Source organism: Catalinimonas alkaloidigena (assembly GCF_900100765.1).
Classification (GTDB): Bacteria; Bacteroidota; Bacteroidia; order Cytophagales; family Flexibacteraceae; genus Mooreia; species Mooreia alkaloidigena.
The window spans coordinates 212,771-229,339 of record NZ_FNFO01000006.1; the positions used below are offsets into that span (position 1 = coordinate 212,771).

General features: G+C 56.3%; 18 protein-coding genes. 7 read left to right on the forward strand and 11 right to left on the reverse strand.

Going from position 1 to position 16,569, the window contains the following annotated elements; genetic code table 11:
* The first annotated feature begins 62 nt into the window (after positions 1 to 62).
* Positions 63 to 644 (forward strand): RNA polymerase sigma factor, encoded by a 582-nt coding sequence (locus BLR44_RS16370; RefSeq protein WP_089683909.1) that lies wholly within the window; start codon positions 63 to 65, stop codon positions 642 to 644.
* Between the two features lie 5 nt (positions 645 to 649).
* On the forward strand, positions 650 to 1,393 hold the full coding sequence (locus BLR44_RS16375; RefSeq protein WP_089683911.1) for a tetratricopeptide repeat protein: 744 nt from the start codon (positions 650 to 652) through the stop codon (positions 1,391 to 1,393).
* Between the two features lie 99 nt (positions 1,394 to 1,492).
* On the opposite strand, the gene BLR44_RS16380 is transcribed toward BLR44_RS16375, so the two are convergent.
* Both BLR44_RS16380 and BLR44_RS16390 read right to left on the reverse strand, forming a co-directional pair.
* Positions 1,493 to 2,272: an alpha/beta fold hydrolase gene (locus BLR44_RS16380; RefSeq protein WP_089683913.1), complete on the reverse strand. Its 780-nt coding sequence runs from the start codon at positions 2,270 to 2,272 to the stop codon at positions 1,493 to 1,495.
* 442 nt (positions 2,273 to 2,714) lie between these two features.
* On the reverse strand, positions 2,715 to 3,605 hold the full coding sequence (locus tag BLR44_RS16390) for a hydroxypyruvate isomerase family protein (protein WP_089683917.1): 891 nt from the start codon (positions 3,603 to 3,605) through the stop codon (positions 2,715 to 2,717).
* Positions 3,606 to 4,019: 414 nt separating this feature from the next.
* Between BLR44_RS16390 and BLR44_RS16395 the strand changes: the two genes are divergently transcribed.
* The 3 genes from BLR44_RS16395 to BLR44_RS16405 all read left to right on the forward strand — a co-directional run bounded on the left by BLR44_RS16395 (position 4,020) and on the right by BLR44_RS16405 (position 6,097).
* Positions 4,020 to 4,307 (forward strand): GNAT family N-acetyltransferase, encoded by a 288-nt coding sequence (locus BLR44_RS16395; protein WP_089683919.1) that lies wholly within the window; start codon positions 4,020 to 4,022, stop codon positions 4,305 to 4,307.
* A gap of 12 nt (positions 4,308 to 4,319) precedes the next feature.
* A complete protein-coding gene (locus BLR44_RS16400) occupies positions 4,320 to 5,228 on the forward strand; it encodes an arginase family protein (protein WP_089683921.1) in 909 nt (302 codons plus the stop codon).
* Positions 5,229 to 5,314: 86 nt separating this feature from the next.
* Positions 5,315 to 6,097 carry a glycerophosphodiester phosphodiesterase gene (locus BLR44_RS16405; protein ID WP_143017331.1) on the forward strand — a complete coding sequence of 261 codons (783 nt, stop codon included), beginning with the start codon at positions 5,315 to 5,317 and terminating at the stop codon, positions 6,095 to 6,097.
* Positions 6,098 to 6,121: 24 nt separating this feature from the next.
* On the opposite strand, the gene BLR44_RS16410 is transcribed toward BLR44_RS16405, so the two are convergent.
* The 9 genes from BLR44_RS16410 to BLR44_RS16450 all read right to left on the reverse strand — a co-directional run bounded on the left by BLR44_RS16410 (position 6,122) and on the right by BLR44_RS16450 (position 13,124).
* Positions 6,122 to 6,526 (reverse strand): hypothetical protein, encoded by a 405-nt coding sequence (locus BLR44_RS16410; RefSeq protein ID WP_089683925.1) that lies wholly within the window; start codon positions 6,524 to 6,526, stop codon positions 6,122 to 6,124.
* A 68-nt stretch (positions 6,527 to 6,594) separates the two neighbouring features.
* Positions 6,595 to 7,230 (reverse strand): WD40/YVTN/BNR-like repeat-containing protein, encoded by a 636-nt coding sequence (locus BLR44_RS16415; RefSeq protein WP_089683926.1) that lies wholly within the window; start codon positions 7,228 to 7,230, stop codon positions 6,595 to 6,597.
* A 131-nt stretch (positions 7,231 to 7,361) separates the two neighbouring features.
* Positions 7,362 to 8,402 carry a GntR family transcriptional regulator gene (locus tag BLR44_RS16420; RefSeq protein WP_089683928.1) on the reverse strand — a complete coding sequence of 347 codons (1,041 nt, stop codon included), beginning with the start codon at positions 8,400 to 8,402 and terminating at the stop codon, positions 7,362 to 7,364.
* Positions 8,403 to 8,495: 93 nt separating this feature from the next.
* Positions 8,496 to 8,759, reverse strand: a complete 264-nt coding sequence (locus BLR44_RS16425) for a hypothetical protein (protein ID WP_089683930.1) — start codon at positions 8,757 to 8,759, stop codon at positions 8,496 to 8,498.
* A 12-nt stretch (positions 8,760 to 8,771) separates the two neighbouring features.
* The gene (locus BLR44_RS16430; protein WP_245706088.1) at positions 8,772 to 9,362 is read right to left on the reverse strand and encodes a LutC/YkgG family protein; all 591 of its coding nucleotides are present in this window, start codon (positions 9,360 to 9,362) and stop codon (positions 8,772 to 8,774) included.
* Positions 9,355 to 10,740 (reverse strand): lactate utilization protein B, encoded by a 1,386-nt coding sequence (locus BLR44_RS16435; protein ID WP_089683932.1) that lies wholly within the window; start codon positions 10,738 to 10,740, stop codon positions 9,355 to 9,357. The genes BLR44_RS16430 and BLR44_RS16435 overlap by 8 nt, the downstream gene beginning before the upstream one ends.
* Positions 10,740 to 11,468, reverse strand: a complete 729-nt coding sequence (locus BLR44_RS16440) for a (Fe-S)-binding protein (protein ID WP_089683933.1) — start codon at positions 11,466 to 11,468, stop codon at positions 10,740 to 10,742. The genes BLR44_RS16435 and BLR44_RS16440 overlap by 1 nt, the downstream gene beginning before the upstream one ends.
* Before the next feature lie 52 nt (positions 11,469 to 11,520).
* Positions 11,521 to 11,721, reverse strand: coding sequence for a hypothetical protein (locus BLR44_RS16445; RefSeq protein WP_089683935.1), 201 nt, complete (start codon positions 11,719 to 11,721; stop codon positions 11,521 to 11,523).
* A complete protein-coding gene (locus BLR44_RS16450; RefSeq protein WP_089683937.1) occupies positions 11,718 to 13,124 on the reverse strand; it encodes a purine-cytosine permease family protein in 1,407 nt (468 codons plus the stop codon). The genes BLR44_RS16445 and BLR44_RS16450 overlap by 4 nt, the downstream gene beginning before the upstream one ends.
* A 423-nt stretch (positions 13,125 to 13,547) precedes the next feature.
* Here BLR44_RS16450 and BLR44_RS16455 point away from each other — a divergent pair, with 423 nt between their 5' ends.
* Both BLR44_RS16455 and BLR44_RS16460 read left to right on the forward strand, forming a co-directional pair.
* Complete coding sequence (locus BLR44_RS16455; RefSeq protein WP_089683939.1) at positions 13,548 to 14,891, forward strand: FGGY-family carbohydrate kinase; 1,344 nt, start codon at positions 13,548 to 13,550, stop codon at positions 14,889 to 14,891.
* A gap of 310 nt (positions 14,892 to 15,201) precedes the next feature.
* Positions 15,202 to 16,491 (forward strand): class II aldolase/adducin family protein, encoded by a 1,290-nt coding sequence (locus tag BLR44_RS16460; protein ID WP_089683941.1) that lies wholly within the window; start codon positions 15,202 to 15,204, stop codon positions 16,489 to 16,491.
* Positions 16,492 to 16,569 lie beyond the last annotated feature (78 nt).

The following is a 16,569-nucleotide window of genomic DNA, read 5'->3' on the forward strand; positions in this document are numbered from 1 at the left end:
GACAGGCCTACTCGCCGGTTCGTACACGCAGACCGGCGAGTTTACTTCCTACCTTCTTCCTTATGTTGCGACCCCTCATCTCTCGTAGATCTTCCACCAGCGATGCCGAACTGTACGCCGGACTGCTCCGCAACGACCCGGCCAGCTTTGAATACCTCTACCAGCGGCTGTTCCCCATGGTGCGACAGCACCTCACCAGCCACGGCAGTACCGATGAAGATGCGCAGGATATCTTTCAGGAAGGGGTGATCGCCCTCTGGCAAAATGCCCGCTCGGGAAGTTTTCAGTTACGCGATGGCGTAAAGCTCAGCACTTACCTGACCCAAATCTGCAAATTCCGCTGGATGGACAAGCAACGCAAAGCCGGTTACCGCCGCGAAAAGCACCAGGAAGATATTCCGGACACGCGCCAGGACGCCGATCCGCTGGCCCAATGGCTGGACCGCGAAGAGCAGCAGACCTTCCAAACCGTGTTCGCGCAACTCGACGAACGCTGCCAGGAGATGCTGCAACGGTTCTACTTCCAGAAAGAATCGATGCTCGAGATCGCCCAGGCGTACTCCATCGGCGAGGCTTCCGCCAAAAACCAGAAATACCGCTGTATGCAACGCCTACGGCAACTTTTTCAACAGGCTCAATCTTAGAACTTATGGACCCTTTCTTGTTTGAACGCATAGATGCCTACCTCCTCGAAACCATGTCGCCGGAAGAGCGCCAACGTTTTGAAGACGAGGTCCGGACCCAGCCCGAACTGGCCGAAGAAGTGGCGCTTCAGCGCAAGCTGATCCAGGGCATCGAAACTGAATCGGTGCGCCGCCTGCTGCAGGAATTGCACACCCGCCAGACGGCCGCGCCCGTCATGAAGGCCAGCCCGGCCCGCCGCACGTGGCTCACCCTGACGGCCATTGCCGCCTCGGTGCTGTTGATTTTAATCGGACGCTGGGCTTTTGTGCAATACGCGTCGCCGTCGTCGGCCGACTTGTATGCCGCCTATTACAGCCCCGCTCCCGGCCTGCCCACCACCCTGGGCGCAACCGACAACCCCGATTTTTCGGAAGGTATGGTGGCGTATAAACTGGGCAACTACCAGGAAGCGCGCCAGTGGTGGCTGCCGCTCACGCAGCAAGACGCTGCCAACGACACGCTGAATTTTTACCTCGGTGTGTCGTACCTCGCCACAACACAGACCGACTCGGCCCTGTATTACCTACGCCGGGTCTACGACGCGCCCAAAACCTCGTACGGGTCCTCGGCGCGGTGGTACATGGCCCTAGGATATTTGCAGACGAGCGAACCAGAACGGGCGCGCGAATTGTTACAAAACTTTCGGGAGGACGATCCCCGACGCGAGGAAATCGTCAAACTCTTGAACGAGCTTCCGAAAAGCCAGTAAGTGTTTAAAGTGGACTTCAGGACTCGTCAACCGGGTCCTTACTCCCTCATCATCTATCGGATACCGCCTGACCGGAGCCATTCGGTCAGGCGCTTTTTTTTAGAGCCGCTCCCTTACATGCGCGCTTTGGGCCGTTACCGCCTCCCGAATTTGTTGCGCCAGCCAGGCAGGATCTTCCAGCGGGAGCAGGTGCCCGGCCTGGGGATGCGTTACCAGTTTTGCCTGAGGCAAGAGTTGCATCACATCGGTTTGCACGAGCCGGTAGTCGATGATCGGGTCGTGTTGAGAGGCCAGTACGGTCACCGGCGCTTTTACCCGGTCGAGGCGCTCGGCAATCGACTGCTTGCGGCCGTCTTGTATCCACCAGCGCCACGTTTTTTCGTCAATCTGCAACGGCGTGTCGAGCGCTAGTTGTCGCCGTTCAGGCGTCAGGGGCAGTTTGGCGGCGGTATTGACGTTGTCTTCAGCAACTTTGCGGTTGTGTTTTAGCATGTGCGCCACCTCGTCGGGTGTCATCGGCTCGACTGTGGGCGGCGAAGGCGCGACCAGAATCAACTGCCGAATCCGTTCGTCTGACTCTTCACTGGCCATCTGCAATGCCAGTTTGGCGCTCATCGAATGGCCAATCACCGTGTACGGTTGGTCGCCGAGTTGCTGCGTGATGCGTTGCCCGATCGCCCCTGCAAAGTGGGCAATCGACGGTTCGGACAGCGGCGAGGTACCGCCGAAGCCAGGCAGGTTCAGGGCCAGGCAGCGGTACTGCGCGCTCAGTTCCTGTGCTACCCACTGCCAGCTCAGAGCCGAACCTCCGAAGTAGTGTAAAAAAATGAGGGTTTCGTTGCCCTGCCCCCATGCGATCCAATCGTTAGGCTGTGTCATATCGTTTCTATCAAAATTCCAGCCTCGGATATGAAGCTGATCTTTCGGTAAACGCCGTATGAAGTAACTTGTTTAGATATCGGCATTTTTAACATAACTTCAAATCTTTATAAGACAGACCATTTGTTAATTCTGAATCTGTATATGTGGAGAAGCTGATCTCCTCTCAGACTACGCGTCCCGGACTACACCTTGCCGAAAGATGTACCACTTCTAGTATAGCGCGCCAGTAAAAGTGGTATGCCTAAGTAAGAGAGAAATGTAAATGTGTAAAGAACTACGCGTCTCCGTGACAGCCTGTGCCAGGAGTAGTGCATGTAGTAACGTTCCAGGCATAGGCACCACGTATTGAAGCTCACGCCAAAAGTCCCCTATACAAAACACAAAAACGCCCTCCAGAAAGCTGGAAGGCGTCTTAATATCGTTTTGGGTGCGCTTTTCGCTAGGCAATGTCGCAAATCTGCACGCCCTGTTTCAGCGAAGCGATTTTGTCCTGCCGGGCCGGCACAAACTCCTGAGCCACAAAGCCTTTAAAACCGGTTTCGGCAATGGCCTTCATAATGGCGGGGTAGTACAATTCCTGCGTATCGTCGATTTCGTTGCGTCCGGGCACGCCACCGGTGTGGTAGTGCGAGATGTACTGCTGGTTGTCTTTGATCGTCCGGATCACATCCCCTTCCATGATCTGCATGTGGTAGATGTCGTACAACAGCTTGAACCGTTCAGAACCCACCGCTTTGCAAAGCTCCGCGCCCCAGGCGGTGTGGTCGCACATGTAATCGGGGTGGTTGACTTTGCTGTTGAGCAGCTCCATCACCATCGTTACTTTGTGCTTCTCGGCGGTCTTCATCAGCTTTTGCAGGGCAGGTACACAGTTTTTCAAACCTTGCTCGTCGTCCATCCCGTTACGGTTTCCCGAAAAACAGATAATCTGATCGTAACCGGCGGCCGCTACTTTCGGAATCACGGCTTCGTAGCTCGCGATCAGTTCCTCATGCAGTTTCGGGTCGTTGAAGCCTTCGGTAATGCCTTTGCCTGCGCCCCAGGGCAGCGCCGAGGTCAGCCCGTATTTCTTCAGCATGGGCCACTCCTCTGGCCCCACGAGTTCGATCGACGCAATGCCGATGTTTTTGGCGGCTTTACAGAGGTCTTCCAGCGAGGTATCGGCGTAGCACCAACGGCACACCGAGTGGTTAATTTTACCTTTCAGGCTGGTTTCCAGCGTGTTTTCAGCGGCTTGTACGCGGTTTGAGAGCGAGAGGCCCACACTGGCGAGGGCGGCGCCACTGGCCATGGTTTTCAGGGCATGGCGGCGGGAAGTGAGGTGGTTCATAGGAGTAGAAGTTTCGTCGGAACATGAGGCAGCCCGCACACGCACGCGGCGGTCCAACCTACGTGCAATATACCATTTCAGGGCACGGGGCACACTACTAGAGGAAACTTTCTCCGGCATCTACTCAATTCCCCATCGTTTTCCTGAAGCCTTCATCACTGTTCACTGGAACACCTCCTGGGATGGAAGCGCCACTGCGATGATCGGGTTCGCACGGTAGTTACACTTTTACTCTCCTCCAAAATCAAAGGCCACTCTGCCTACCACCTTTACTTTTCACTTCTGCCCAAAAGGACATCGGTGCTTTCTGACACACCAATTTTCCTGTTTCAAGCGATTGCGGCACCTCAATTTCCAGATAATCTACATTGCAATAAAGCATTTAACTTAACGCCATCATTTCTCCTCCAACGTATGAGCAAGTTATTCATTCAGCACCAGGACGACGGACCGAAAGGTTCCTTTTACTATGCCGTCGACGGCGTCCCGAAGGCGCAGATGTTTTACGTCTGGGCAGGCAACCAAAAACTGATCATCGACCACACGGAAGTCGATCCGAGTTTGCGCGGTCAGGGGGTCGGCGAAGCGCTCCTGGAACAGATCGTAGCCTACGCCCGCACCAAAGGCGTCAAGATCCTTCCGCTCTGTCCGTTTGCCAATGCCCAGTTTAAAAAACACCCGGAGTACCAGGACGTGCTCTAAACAGGCGACGCCATGAAGCCCTTACATGTGCTGGAGTTTCCCACCAACCTGGGCCTGAAAGAACCCGCTCCCGGTGTGGAACCGGGCGTGCGGAAACTGCCCGACGGGCTGCGCCGCTGGGGCCTCTACGCACGCTTGTCGCCGGTAGAAATCGAGCGACTTTCCCCGCCCCCCTACACCATGCACCTGGACCCGGACTCGGGCGTGCGGAATGCCGAGGCCATTGCGACGTACGCGGAAGCCCAGGCGGACCTCCTGCGCAAGGTGCTGGAGCTGCCCCGTTTTCCGCTGGTGATCGGCGGCGATTGCAGCGTGTTGCTCGGCAACGCGCTAGCTCTGAAAACCAAGGGAAGGTATGCCCTCTTTTTTGTAGACGGCCATACCGATTACATGAGCACAGAACTTTCGTCGACCGGCGGGGCGGCGGGGATGGACCTCGCCCTGGCAACCGGGTGGGGGCATCCGAAGCTCACGAACCTGCGGAACCAAAAGCCTTACTTTCCCGAATCGTCAGTGTGGGCGGTCGGCAACCGGGAATACCATCCGCAATACGTAGCCACCATCCGACAATCGGCCATCACGTACCTCGACCTGGCGACCCTCCGACAAGAAGGCCCCGCCGCCTGTGCGCAGCGTTTTTTGCGTTGGTTCGCCCAGGAAGGCTTCGACGGGTTCTGGCTGCACCTGGACCTCGACGTGCTGGACGACGCCGTGATGCCCGCCGTAGATTCCCGCGCGCCCGACGGCCTGCGTTACGACGAATTGCACGCGCTGCTGGCTCCGCTCGTGCACCATCCGCAAGCAACCGGTCTGGAAATCACGATTCTCGATCCGGACCTGGACCCCACGGGTCAGTATACCCGGCGGTTTATCGATGCGTTTTCGGCGCTGATGCAGGCCTCTCCCTCCGAAGCGACGTAATCGAAAAGCCTCACGATAGCATCATATTTTCGTAATATGCCGTTCATCTTCGACGTCTAGGTTTGTATCTTCCCAACTTCATTTCCATGCGTACCGCTCTTTTTTTCCTGATGCTCTGCACCATGTCCACGTTTAGTCACGGTCAGTCCCACCCCGCGTTTGTGATCAGCGCCCACCGCGGGTACTCAAACCTCGCGCCCGAAAACACCCTCAGTGCATTTCGCAAGGCCATTGAAGTCGGGGCGGATTATTTTGAGTGCGACGTGCGCCGGACCCAGGATGATTCGCTCGTGATTCTGCACGACGCCACGATCGACCGCACCACCAACCGGAAGGGCAAACTCGCGTCGTTTACGTATGCAGACCTCCGACAGGTAGACGCCGGCTACCCGACCAAGTTCGGGAAGCAATTCGCCGGTGAAAAGCTGCCTACCCTGCGCGAGGCGCTGGCACTCGCCAAAGGCAAAATCAAGGTCGAGATCGAAATCAAAGAAGCGGGACTCGCCGACGACGTCGTGGCGCTGGTGCAGGAACTGGGCATGGCGTCGGACGTATCGGTGATTTCGTTTGATTTTGGAGAGATCCAGCGCGTCAAGGAACTGGCCCCTGCCATTCCCGTCAAGTACCTGGTGGGGAAAACCTGGGGACAGAAAGAACTCGATCAGCTTTTGTCTATCAGAGGGGAATACCTCGGTCCCAGCGGCGTCTCCTCTCCCGAACTGATCCAATTGGCGCATGACAAAGGTGTCAAGATCATCGCCTACACCTTCAACACGCCGGAAGGCATGGCCGAAGCCCTCGCCGCTCACCTCGACGGCATCGCCACCGATTTTCCCGAAGAAGCGATGAAAATCCGCGCGGGGAGGTAGAAAGTAAGAGGTGCAGGCAGATTTTTATTGCCCCGAGTCCCGTATCAGATAAACTTCATGCTCTTCCGGACCTAGTATCAACTCATCCTTTGATTTGCTGAGAATAGTGTAGATCATAGGCGAAAAATTATCGCCTAGAAATGTAAATACCAATTGATCCTCTTCGTTGACTGCCCAGGTTCCCGCTTCCCCGTCAAGTGTAGTAAAGCGTTCACTTGTATAATCATAACGTCTGATCAAAAAAGCTCCCTTCGCCTTCAATTCCACGCCCTGCTCGTAGAAATAAGTAAAGCTGGGCGCTGGCCACACATGCGTTGAATCTAGATAAACATTCCAAGCTCCCTCGTATTTGAATGGTTCGACCTCTTCTTTTTTACAGGACAAGCAGGCAATAATACAAATAGCGAGAAGTAGATTGATGCGTTTCATAACTAAATCTTTTAGTTATGAACGAAGCGATTATTCGCTGAAACTGATGATGCATACCGTTATTGCTATCATCTTTTTTGATAATATAAAATCGCAGTATTTCCATTCCCAGAAAAAGAACCCTGTGTCTCATTCCATTCCCAATCTATGCTACCAAGATACAACCTGTCATTATCATCCAAGTAGGTTGAATAGACGAGGCGCTTATACGGAAAAATATTTTCCCAATTCGTACCCCTATCCGAAGACATTAAAATTAGACTTGGCGTAATTAATTCACCATTTGGAATGGCCACATGATGATATATAATCCCTTTTGAGTCTGTCAGGTCATTAGGGGTAAAAGGCATAAAATCCTTGTTTGACACTTGCCAAGAATCCCCACCGTCAATTGAATAGTAATCTTGCTCATTGGTAATGGCATAGAGGGTATCTGCGTCTTCAAAAAAATCAGTGACTGGATAGTCAAGCTGTAATACATTTCTAGTGCTTTTACCATTGTCTGTTAATTTTATTACGGATAGGCTCGTACCTACCAACAAAGTACTTTCTAAAGATCCATAAACACTATAGATGGCACCCTGATCGGCAAATTCTATCTGTTCCCAATCAGTTTTAGGACTCATGTTATCACCTTCTTTCTCACAAGATTGAAGCGTGATTCCCAAGAGGAGAACAACATAAATGATCTTGTTTTTTTTCATGATTCAACATTTGCTGGTTTGAGATTTTCTCGAAAAATAATACTTGATAGGGTATACTCTGACACGATAGAAACCTTTTGAGGGTTGCTTCACTTCAATTGCTACAAAAGTTATTTTTTCAGTTGCTTCGCTTACAGCGATTTGCGGCGGATCAGGACGAAGGGATTTTCCACTTTGTCGGTGCGGCCTTCCAGGACCATTTCGGCGGCGGTTTCGCCCATCTTCTGGAAATCGGTCGAGACGACGGTGAGTCCCCCGGCGATGAATTCCTTGAGCGGACTTTCGTTGTAGGAGATCACGCCGATGTCTTTGCCCAGTTCCAGATTCCGCTCCTTGGCGGTCCGCAACAGCGACACCAGATCGTGCTCCTCCATGAGGATGTAGGCCTCTTTGATTTGCAGCGCTTCGTACTGAAACTCCGGCAGCACGCGGTAGTTGAAGCCGTTGTATTCGCAGAAGTCGGTGAAGCCGCGCTTGATGTCGAGCGGGTGGTAGCTCGAATCGGGAAACACCAGGTTCAGCCGGTCGTACTTGCGCAGGTCGTTGCCCGCCTCGGTCAGCACGCGGTAGAGGTCTTCTGAAAAGTTCTGATAGACGGCTGCGTAACTGGCGTGGAGGTTTTTGATCTCCCGGTCCAGGATCACGATTTTGTCGTGTGGGATTTGTTTTAGGGCCTCGCTCACCGGACGGTTCAGGCCGTAGAAGTGCGAGATGATGATGAAGTGCGTGTAGTTGGCCGCGTGCCGGTTGATCAGGCTCTTGAACGTCTCGAAGTCGTTGTGGTAGACGTAGAGGTCGATGCGCGCCTGGTTGCCGAACGACTGGACGATGGCGTCGTAGATGGTCTTTTTGTGGGCGCTGAGTTTGTTGAACAGGAGGCAGACGTTGTACGTCTCGTGGATCGCCTCGCTTTTGATGTAGTAACCTTTGCCGTGGCGCGACTCGATGATGCCCCGCTCGCGTAGTTCGTTGTAGGCCCGCACGACCGTCTCGCGCGACAGCAGGTGCTCGATGCTGACGGCGTTGATGGAAGGCAACTGATCGCCCACCTTGAGGTTACCGTCACGGATTTCGTGCAGGACGGACCGGATGATCTGCTTGTACTTGGGGGTATAGAGCTTCTCGTCTACCCTGATTCTGTGCAGCAAGTCGGCTTCTTCGATTGGGTTCATACTGGAGCGTAGGTGTAGGTTGTCGTTAAGAACGAATTTCTAAAAAATTTACGAAGATGCCCACCACCTCCCGGGTTTAATCGAAACTTATGTTCAGAATTTTGTGGAAAGTAACTCCAGTGCCCGCCTGGTTTCTTCTCCATCGGTCAGTTCTTGCAAACGAAGCCGATGCCGCCGGGCATACGCGTCGGACGCCACCCCTTTTTGCAGGATAAATTCATCCTGTAGTAAATCCTCGATCAGGGCCCATGCTTTGTAATTGACCAACGCTTTTTCGGCGGGGTTCCCGGTTCGGAGCAACACGTCGCCCTCGCCGTTATACTTCGCGTAGAGCCGAATCATGGGCATCGTAATCATCGGCGCGCGTTGCTATACCAGAAAGACCGTCAGGCTCTTGGGACCGTGGGCACCCAGTACCAGCGACTGTTCGATGTCGGCGGTTTTGGAAGGCCCCGCGATGAAGACACCGTAGCCCGGCAGGTCCGTTCCCAACCGCCCGTAGGCCTGGTGCATGTTCCAAACCAGCTTCGTTTTCTCCACGATCAGCACCAGATGCTGTGTAATGAACGGAGCCACACGATGCACCAGCTTTTCGTCACTGACCCAGATCGCCGCATTTTCGGCCACCCCGAATTCGCCCCGGAACACGGCCAGTTCCAGGTAATGCAGGTCGCGGGGACTCACGTCGGGCGAAAGCTCCGCGAAGTCCAGCCCCAGGTCGGCACCGGCATGGCACTGCGCGGGCGGCACGTCGGGGAACCGTTGCTTCAGGTGAGCGGGAATCTCGTCGAGCGTTTCCACCACGACCGGTTCGCTTCCCATGGCTTTGGCCGTTTCGCAAAAAAGCCGCAGCACCTCGCTTTCCGCAGGCGTCTCGAACAGGGGGATGACGGGCAGAGGTTCGGGGTTGGGTTTGTTGCGGCGGACGGCCGCCAGAATTGCGTCGCGTGCGTTAGCCATGCGTTCGGTGTTTTTGGTACCAGTCGTGGAAACTTTCATTCGGCGGAGCGGGCAGCTCGCGCCCTTTGCCCCAGGGATTCAGTTGGTTGTAAACGGCTTTCCGGGGCAGCACCTTCAACAGCCAGCGCCCGACTTTTCCGGCCATGCGGAACAGGCGCGGATGCCGGAACAGCCATCCCGCGAACTTCATCCCGAGCTGCTTGGCCGGTGACAGGTTGTTATTTTTCGCGATTTCCTGCCGCCACAAATACAATTGTTCGTGGATGTTGATCTTCACAGGACACACGTCGCTGCACGACCCGCAAAGCGTAGAGGCAAACGGCAAACTGCTGTACGATTTCAGGTCGCGCCCCGGTGCCAGAATCGCGCCGATGGGTCCCGGCACGGTAAAGCTGTAGCTGTGCCCGCCGCTGCGGCGGTAGACCGGACAGGTGTTCATGCAGGCCCCGCAGCGGATGCAGTGCAACGACCGCCGGAAGTTTTCCCGCCCAAGTTGCTCGGTCCGGCCGTTGTCGACCAGAATGACGTGCAGTTGCGCTCCCGGACGCGGCTGGTGGAAGTGTGAGGAATAGATCGTGACAGGCTGGCCGGTGGCGCTGCGGGCCAGCAGTCGCAGAAAAACGCCCAGATGCTCGGCCTTCGGAATCAGCTTTTCGATGCCCATGCTGGCGATGTGGACCGGCGCAAGATGGACGCCCATGTCGGCGTTGCCTTCGTTGGTGCAGACCACAAAGCCGCCCGTTTCCGCTACGGCGAAGTTCACACCCGTAATGGCCACGTCGGCGGCGAGGAATTTCTGCCGCAGGTGCTGCCGGGCGGCGGCGGTCAGGTAATTCGGGTCGGCATTGCCTTTTTCGGTGCCCAGCCGCTCGTGAAACAACTCCCCGATCTCCTCCTTTTTCATGTGGATGGCGGGCATCACGATGTGGCTCGGCGGCTCCCCTTTCAGCTGCACGATGTGCTCGCCCAGGTCGGTATCGACCACTTCCAGGTCGTGCTCCAGCAAATAGGGATTCAGGTGGCACTCTTCCGTCAGCATCGACTTGCTCTTGACCACTTTCTTGCCGTTGACGGAGCGGATGATGTCGAGGGTAATCTGGTTGTGCTCGGCGGCGTTGCGGGCCCAGTGGACCTGAATGCCGTTGGCACGGGCATTTTTTTCGAACTCGAGGAGGTACTCGTCGAGCTGCGAAAGCATATTGGTTTTAATCGCCGACCCCAGTTCGCGCAGCGCCTCCCATTCGGGAATGCCTTTGGAGGAGCGGTCGCGCTTGCTGCGCACCATCCAGAGCGTTTCGTCGTGCCAGTTGACACGCGGCTCGTCCAGGTTGAATTGATCGGCCGCGACGGCGTGGTCGACAGGAATACGGTCAGTCATCAGACGTGATTTAAAATTTCGGCAATGTGCATCACTTTCACGGGGCTTTTCTGCCGCCGGAGGATGCCTTCCATGTGCATCAGGCACGACATGTCGCCGCCCGTCACCACCTCGGCCCCGTGGCGCAGGTGATCCGACAGCCGGTCTTTCCCCATCTTCACCGAAACGGCCTCTTCGAACACGGCAAACGTCCCGCCGAAGCCGCAACATTCGTCGATGCGGTCGAGCGGCACCACTTCCAGGTCTTTCACCAGTTCCAGCAGGCGATGGGGTTTCGAGTAGGCCACGACGTTCCGTTCGGAGCCGGTGCCCAGCTTCAGCATCCGCAGGCCGTGGCAACTGGCGTGGTAGCCCACCCGGTACGGAAACCGGGCGTCGAGCTGGTTGACCTCCAGCACGTCGGTCAGAAATTCGACGAGGTCGTAGATCGACGACTTTACTTTCGCCACTTCCGCGCCGTCGCCATGAAAGTGTTCTTTCACGTGGAGGGCACAGCTGCCCGACGGCGCCACGATGTAGTCGTAGTCTTTAAAATTCTCTACAAAAAGCTGCTCGACAGGCGGTGTGTACATCTCGCAGCCCGAGTTGGCCATCGGCTGTCCACAGCAGGTTTGGTTTTGGGGTACGTGTACGGTGCATCCCAGCTTTTCGAGCAGCTCCAGCGTGGCGATGGCCACCTGCGGATAAAACTGGTCGACGTAGCAGGGAACAAAAAGTGCGACATTCATGAGGCGGAAGGTACCAAATCAAATTTATTACGAGCGAACCGAAACTCCCTTTCTAAATCTGCGGGGTTTCTTTCAACTCTTCGTTTTTCTGCGCGCTCATCCAGAACGGACAGGTCAGGAACCACAGCGCGGTCCCGATCGCCATGTACAACCGGTTCTGTTCCAGCGTCATGGCCCCGGAAGCGACCAGGATGGACGGGACAATGGTGAGCAGCAGCCCCACCATCGAGACAAGAATCAAGATCCATTTCATCGGCTCATCGAGTTTAGCGCCGGACGACGGCTGTTCTGGTAAATTCTACTAAAGATGACGTAAAACACGGCGGCGATGAACCAGCCCGGCAGCCCCAGGAAGAACACTTCCACCCCCGCAAAAATATTCAGGCCCAGGCAGACGGCCAGCGTACCGAACCAGGTAAGGCCCGCCGCCACGTTGAACGAAATGCCTTTGCGCTCGGCATACTGCGCTTCCAGCCCCAGCTTTGGAATCAGGTAGTGATCGATGAAAATCACCGCGCCCATCGGCATCAGCACCAGGCCATACAGCGCCACAAAATCGAGGAGCTTCATCACCAGCGCCGGAAAACAGGCCCCGAGCGTCGCCACCCCACCGGCCAGCAGCGTCACCTGCCCCCGGCTCCACTTCGGAAATAGGGTTTGAAACGCCAGCCCCGCCCGGTAGATCGTCGGGTTGGCCGTAGTCCAGCCGGCAATCACCACGCACATGGCTCCGGCCAGACCAGCCGAGTAGTAGGCCACCGGTCCCGGTGCCACCGCCGTGTTGCTGGGATCGCGGTACACCTGCGCGGCGTAGAGCAGCGAGGCGGCAATCCAGGCCATGTAGTGTCCCACAAACGCCCCGGCAAACGAAGAAGCCCCCATCTGCCACTTTTTGGCGTAGCGGAAAATCGACAGGTCGGCCATTCCGATGTGCATCGCCATGTTGGCGAACCACGCGAAGAACATCACGTGCCAGAAGGTAAACTTCGTTGCCCCCGCCAGCGGCACGCCCGTCCAGATCCGGTCTTCGGCCACCGTCCAGAATTCGCTCCAGGAATGAATTCCTAGTTGCGGCAACGACACAATGCCGCAGGCCAGAAAGATCAGGACCATCCAGGGTGAAGCCAGGTTGGCAAACCAGGAGACCGTTTCGTAACCCCGCATCGCCACGACCGAAATGACGGCCCCCACGGCGAATACGGCAATCACCCAGCCAATGCTGTTGGGCAGCCAGTCGCTCAGTTCCGGCATGGTCAGGTCGAAGGGAATGCCGACGGCCGTGGCCGAAACGGCGATCATCGAGCCCGCCAGGAAACAGAACATCAGCCCGTTGGCCAGGTTGTATAGGTTGACCAGCCTGGTGCCGCAAATTTTTTCGAGTTGGTAGTAGAGGGTGAGGCGGTAGCGCGTCGCGATGGGTGCGGTAATGAAGGTCCAGCTCAGCACGGCCAGGAGGTTCCCGACCAACAGGCCCACCAACACGTCGAACACCGAAACGCCGTGCACGACAAACAAGGGTCCGATGACGAACTCGGTGCCGGCGGCGTGCTCTCCGGCAAACATCCCGATGAAACTACGCCACCCCTTCAGGGCGCGGGCCGGGACGGGCTCCCGTTCAAATTCATCGGCGGTGGTGATCGCTTCTTCTTGTTGCATAGGTCATTTGACAATCCATCAATACTAGCCAATATCGCCAAAATCGCTGTGCTGTACTCTACTAATCATGCAATTAGTGAATGAGTGAATCGCTGAATGAGTGAATGGGGCGGGGCGTGAAGGACGTTTTGCGTAGGGCGCATAGGGTTAGTGGTTGATCCTGCCGCAAGCTTGTAGCTTTCGGCAGTGGAGTATCTAAGAGATGACCCTCAGAGTCGTTTGTTATTCTGTCCAGTCTCTCTGTACTGTCAGAAAACACTTAACAGGGACAGCGTGGAATCTTAACGCTACACCCGCTGCGCTCCGTGCCCCTCACTCATTCAGCGGTTCACTCATTCGCTCAATTCTTCCCGCCCCAGCAAAGTCCAGTACAGCTACGCTGCCGAAACCTCTTACCTTTAAGAACGACCCAATTCCTGTTGCATGCAAGCACTCACCGCCATATTCGACATCGGCAAGACCAATAAAAAGTTTCTGTTATTTGACGAAGGCTTCCGGATTGTGAAAGAGGTCTCGATTCATCCGGACGATTCGGCCGACGAAGACGGGTTTCCCTGCGAGGATTTGCCCCGGCTCATGTCCTGGATGCAACAGACGTGGGACGAAGCGCGACGTACTCCCGATTACCAGATCCGTTCGCTCAACTTCACGACCTACGGGGCCAGCTTTGTGCACCTCGACGCCGACGGACACCCCGTGGCGCCACTCTACAATTACCTGAAGCCCCTGCCGCCCGACGTTCGAGACCAGTTTTACGCGGACTACGGCCCGGCGGACCAACTGGCGCGCGAAACCGCCTCGCCCGCGCTGGATCTGCTCAATTCCGGGTTGCAGCTCTACTGGCTCAAACAAGCGCGGCCGGACGTGTTCGCACAAATCCACATTTCGCTGCACCTGCCCCAGTTTTGCAGCTTTCTGTTCACGGGACATCAGGCGAGCGAACTGACCAGCATCGGTTGCCACACCGCCCTCTGGGACTACGACCAAAACACTTACCACCGCTGGGTGAACGCCGAAGGCATCGCACCCCTGTTCCCGCCGTTGGCGTTGGGGACGAAGCGCCTGGAATTGGAAGGGGGATTGATCGCGGGGGTGGGCCTGCACGACAGCAGTGCGTCGCTGGTGCCCTACCTAAAAACCATTGAGGAGCCGTTTCTCCTGATTTCGACGGGCACCTGGAGCATCACGATGAATCCGTTTTCGGACGATCCGCTGACGCCTGAACTATTGGCACAGGATTGCCTCAACTTCCTGACGTACGAAGGGAAAACGGTCCGGGCCTCGCGCCTGTTCCTCGGCTACGAGCACGAATCGCGCGTCAAGCAACTGGAAGCCGACTTCCACCAGAAGCCCGATTCCTACAAATGGGTACGATTCAATCCGACCTACCTGAAGCCCGCCGCGCAACCGAAGGCCGTTCAAACCAGCGTCCTTTCGGAGACGGAAGAAGAACAGCCCCCGACACCGGCCACCTTCGAGGAGGCGTATCATCAACTGGTGATGGAACTGGTCGCGCTGCAACTTCACGCACTGCAACTGGCACAGGGCACTACGGTCGCCAGGAAAGTGATTGTGACGGGCGGTTTTTGCCACAACGAAATCTTTCTGAAAGGGCTGGCCTCGCTCCTCCCCGACCAGGAAGTCTACATCTCGGACCTGCCCCACGCCACGGCCATCGGGGCGGCGCTGGTTTTGCAGGAAACACTCTCGCCCGAAGTCCGCGCCGCGATCACGCCGCTCACGAAAATTGAAAAGTTAGCGCTTTGAGATGGAGACAGGAAGAACCGCTTGCGTTGTCATCGCCCGCTGCCACGGGGGCCGTTGCCACGGGGGGCCGCGACCCGGTTCAAACAAAGCTTAGCGGAGTGAGTAATCTCTTCTTGATTTTAGAACAAGATCTCTCCTGTCGTCGAGATGACAATGAAGTTGTATACATGTCATGCTGTCAAGCGTCTTTTATCCAAATAGGAAACTTCCGGTTTTTATGAAATAAGATCCTTTTCAGGATGACATTCCTATTAATTCCTCTTGCGCTCCCTGATCTAATCGCTCAATCACTCATTCACATACGCACTTTATGGAAAGTCATTACCTGCCCTCGCATATTCAGATTGCCCGCGTGTTGCGCCTGATTTACCTGTCGGGCCTGACGACCACATCGGGTGGGAACATCTCGATCCGGGGCAACGAGGGCAACGTCTGGATTACGCCCAGCGCCGTCGACAAGGGCGACCTGACCGAAAAAGACATCATCAAAGTGCGGCCCGACGGCTCGACCGAAGGCCTCCACAAACCTTCGTCAGAACTGCCGTTTCACCAGGCGATCTACAAAATGCGTCCGGACATCGGGGCGATCATCCACGCGCACCCGCCCGCCCTGGTGTCGTTCAGCATCGTGCGCAAGACGCCGGATACGTCCATTCTGCCGCAGGCGCAATACCTCTGCGGACGCGTCGGCTACGCGCCCTATCGCCTGCCCGGCAGTGAGGAACTGGGCGAGAGCATCGCGCGGGAGTTTGAGAAGGGCAGCAACGCGGTGATCATGGAAAATCACGGTACGGTGGTCGGGGGACGGAACCTGACGGAAGCCTATGCCCGGTTCGAGACGCTCGAATTTTGCGCCCGCACGCAGATGAAAGCGTACCAGATCGGCGAACCGCATGCACTGTCGGCCGCTCAGGTACAGGCCTTCGAGGACCGGCCCAGCACGCTGGCGGAGTTCGACCCGCGCGAAGAACCGACGGAAACGGAGCGGCACATCCGCTACCACCTGACGAACATCATCCACCGGGCTTGCCAGCAGAACCTGATGACCAGCGCCTACGGCACCATTTCGGCCCGTATCGACGACGAACGGTTCCTGATCAACCCTACGTCGTTCGACCGACGGCAGATTCAGGTAAAAGACCTTGTGCTGATCAAAAACGGGCAGCGGGAACGGGGCAAACTGCCGAGCCGGGCGGTGCAGTTGCACCAGCGCATTTACCGCGACCATCCGCACGTCCAGTGCATCATCAATACGCAATCGCCGAACGTGACGGCCTTTTGCGTGGCGCATCAAGACCTCGATTCCCGGACTATCCCGGAGAGCTACATCCTGATGGAAGAAATTCCGCTTCTCCCCTACGACAGCATTCTCGACGACGGTGCTACCGTGTCGAAAGCCCTTGGCCCGCACGTCCCGATTGCCTTCCTGCAAAACGATTCAGTGCTGGTGACGGGTGGCTCCATCCTCGAAACCTTCGACCGCCTGGAAGTGGCCGAATTCACCGCGACGTCGCTGATCGACAGCCACGCCCTCGGCCGCATGGTACCCATCGAAGGCCAGGAACTCCAGGACCTGAAAGACAAGTTTTTGAACAAATAGGCCGGTGAAGCGCAGAGGCGGCAGCCGGAGTCAGGAGTGCGGAGCGCTCACGTTCCACTTCTTGTCATTTCGACCAAA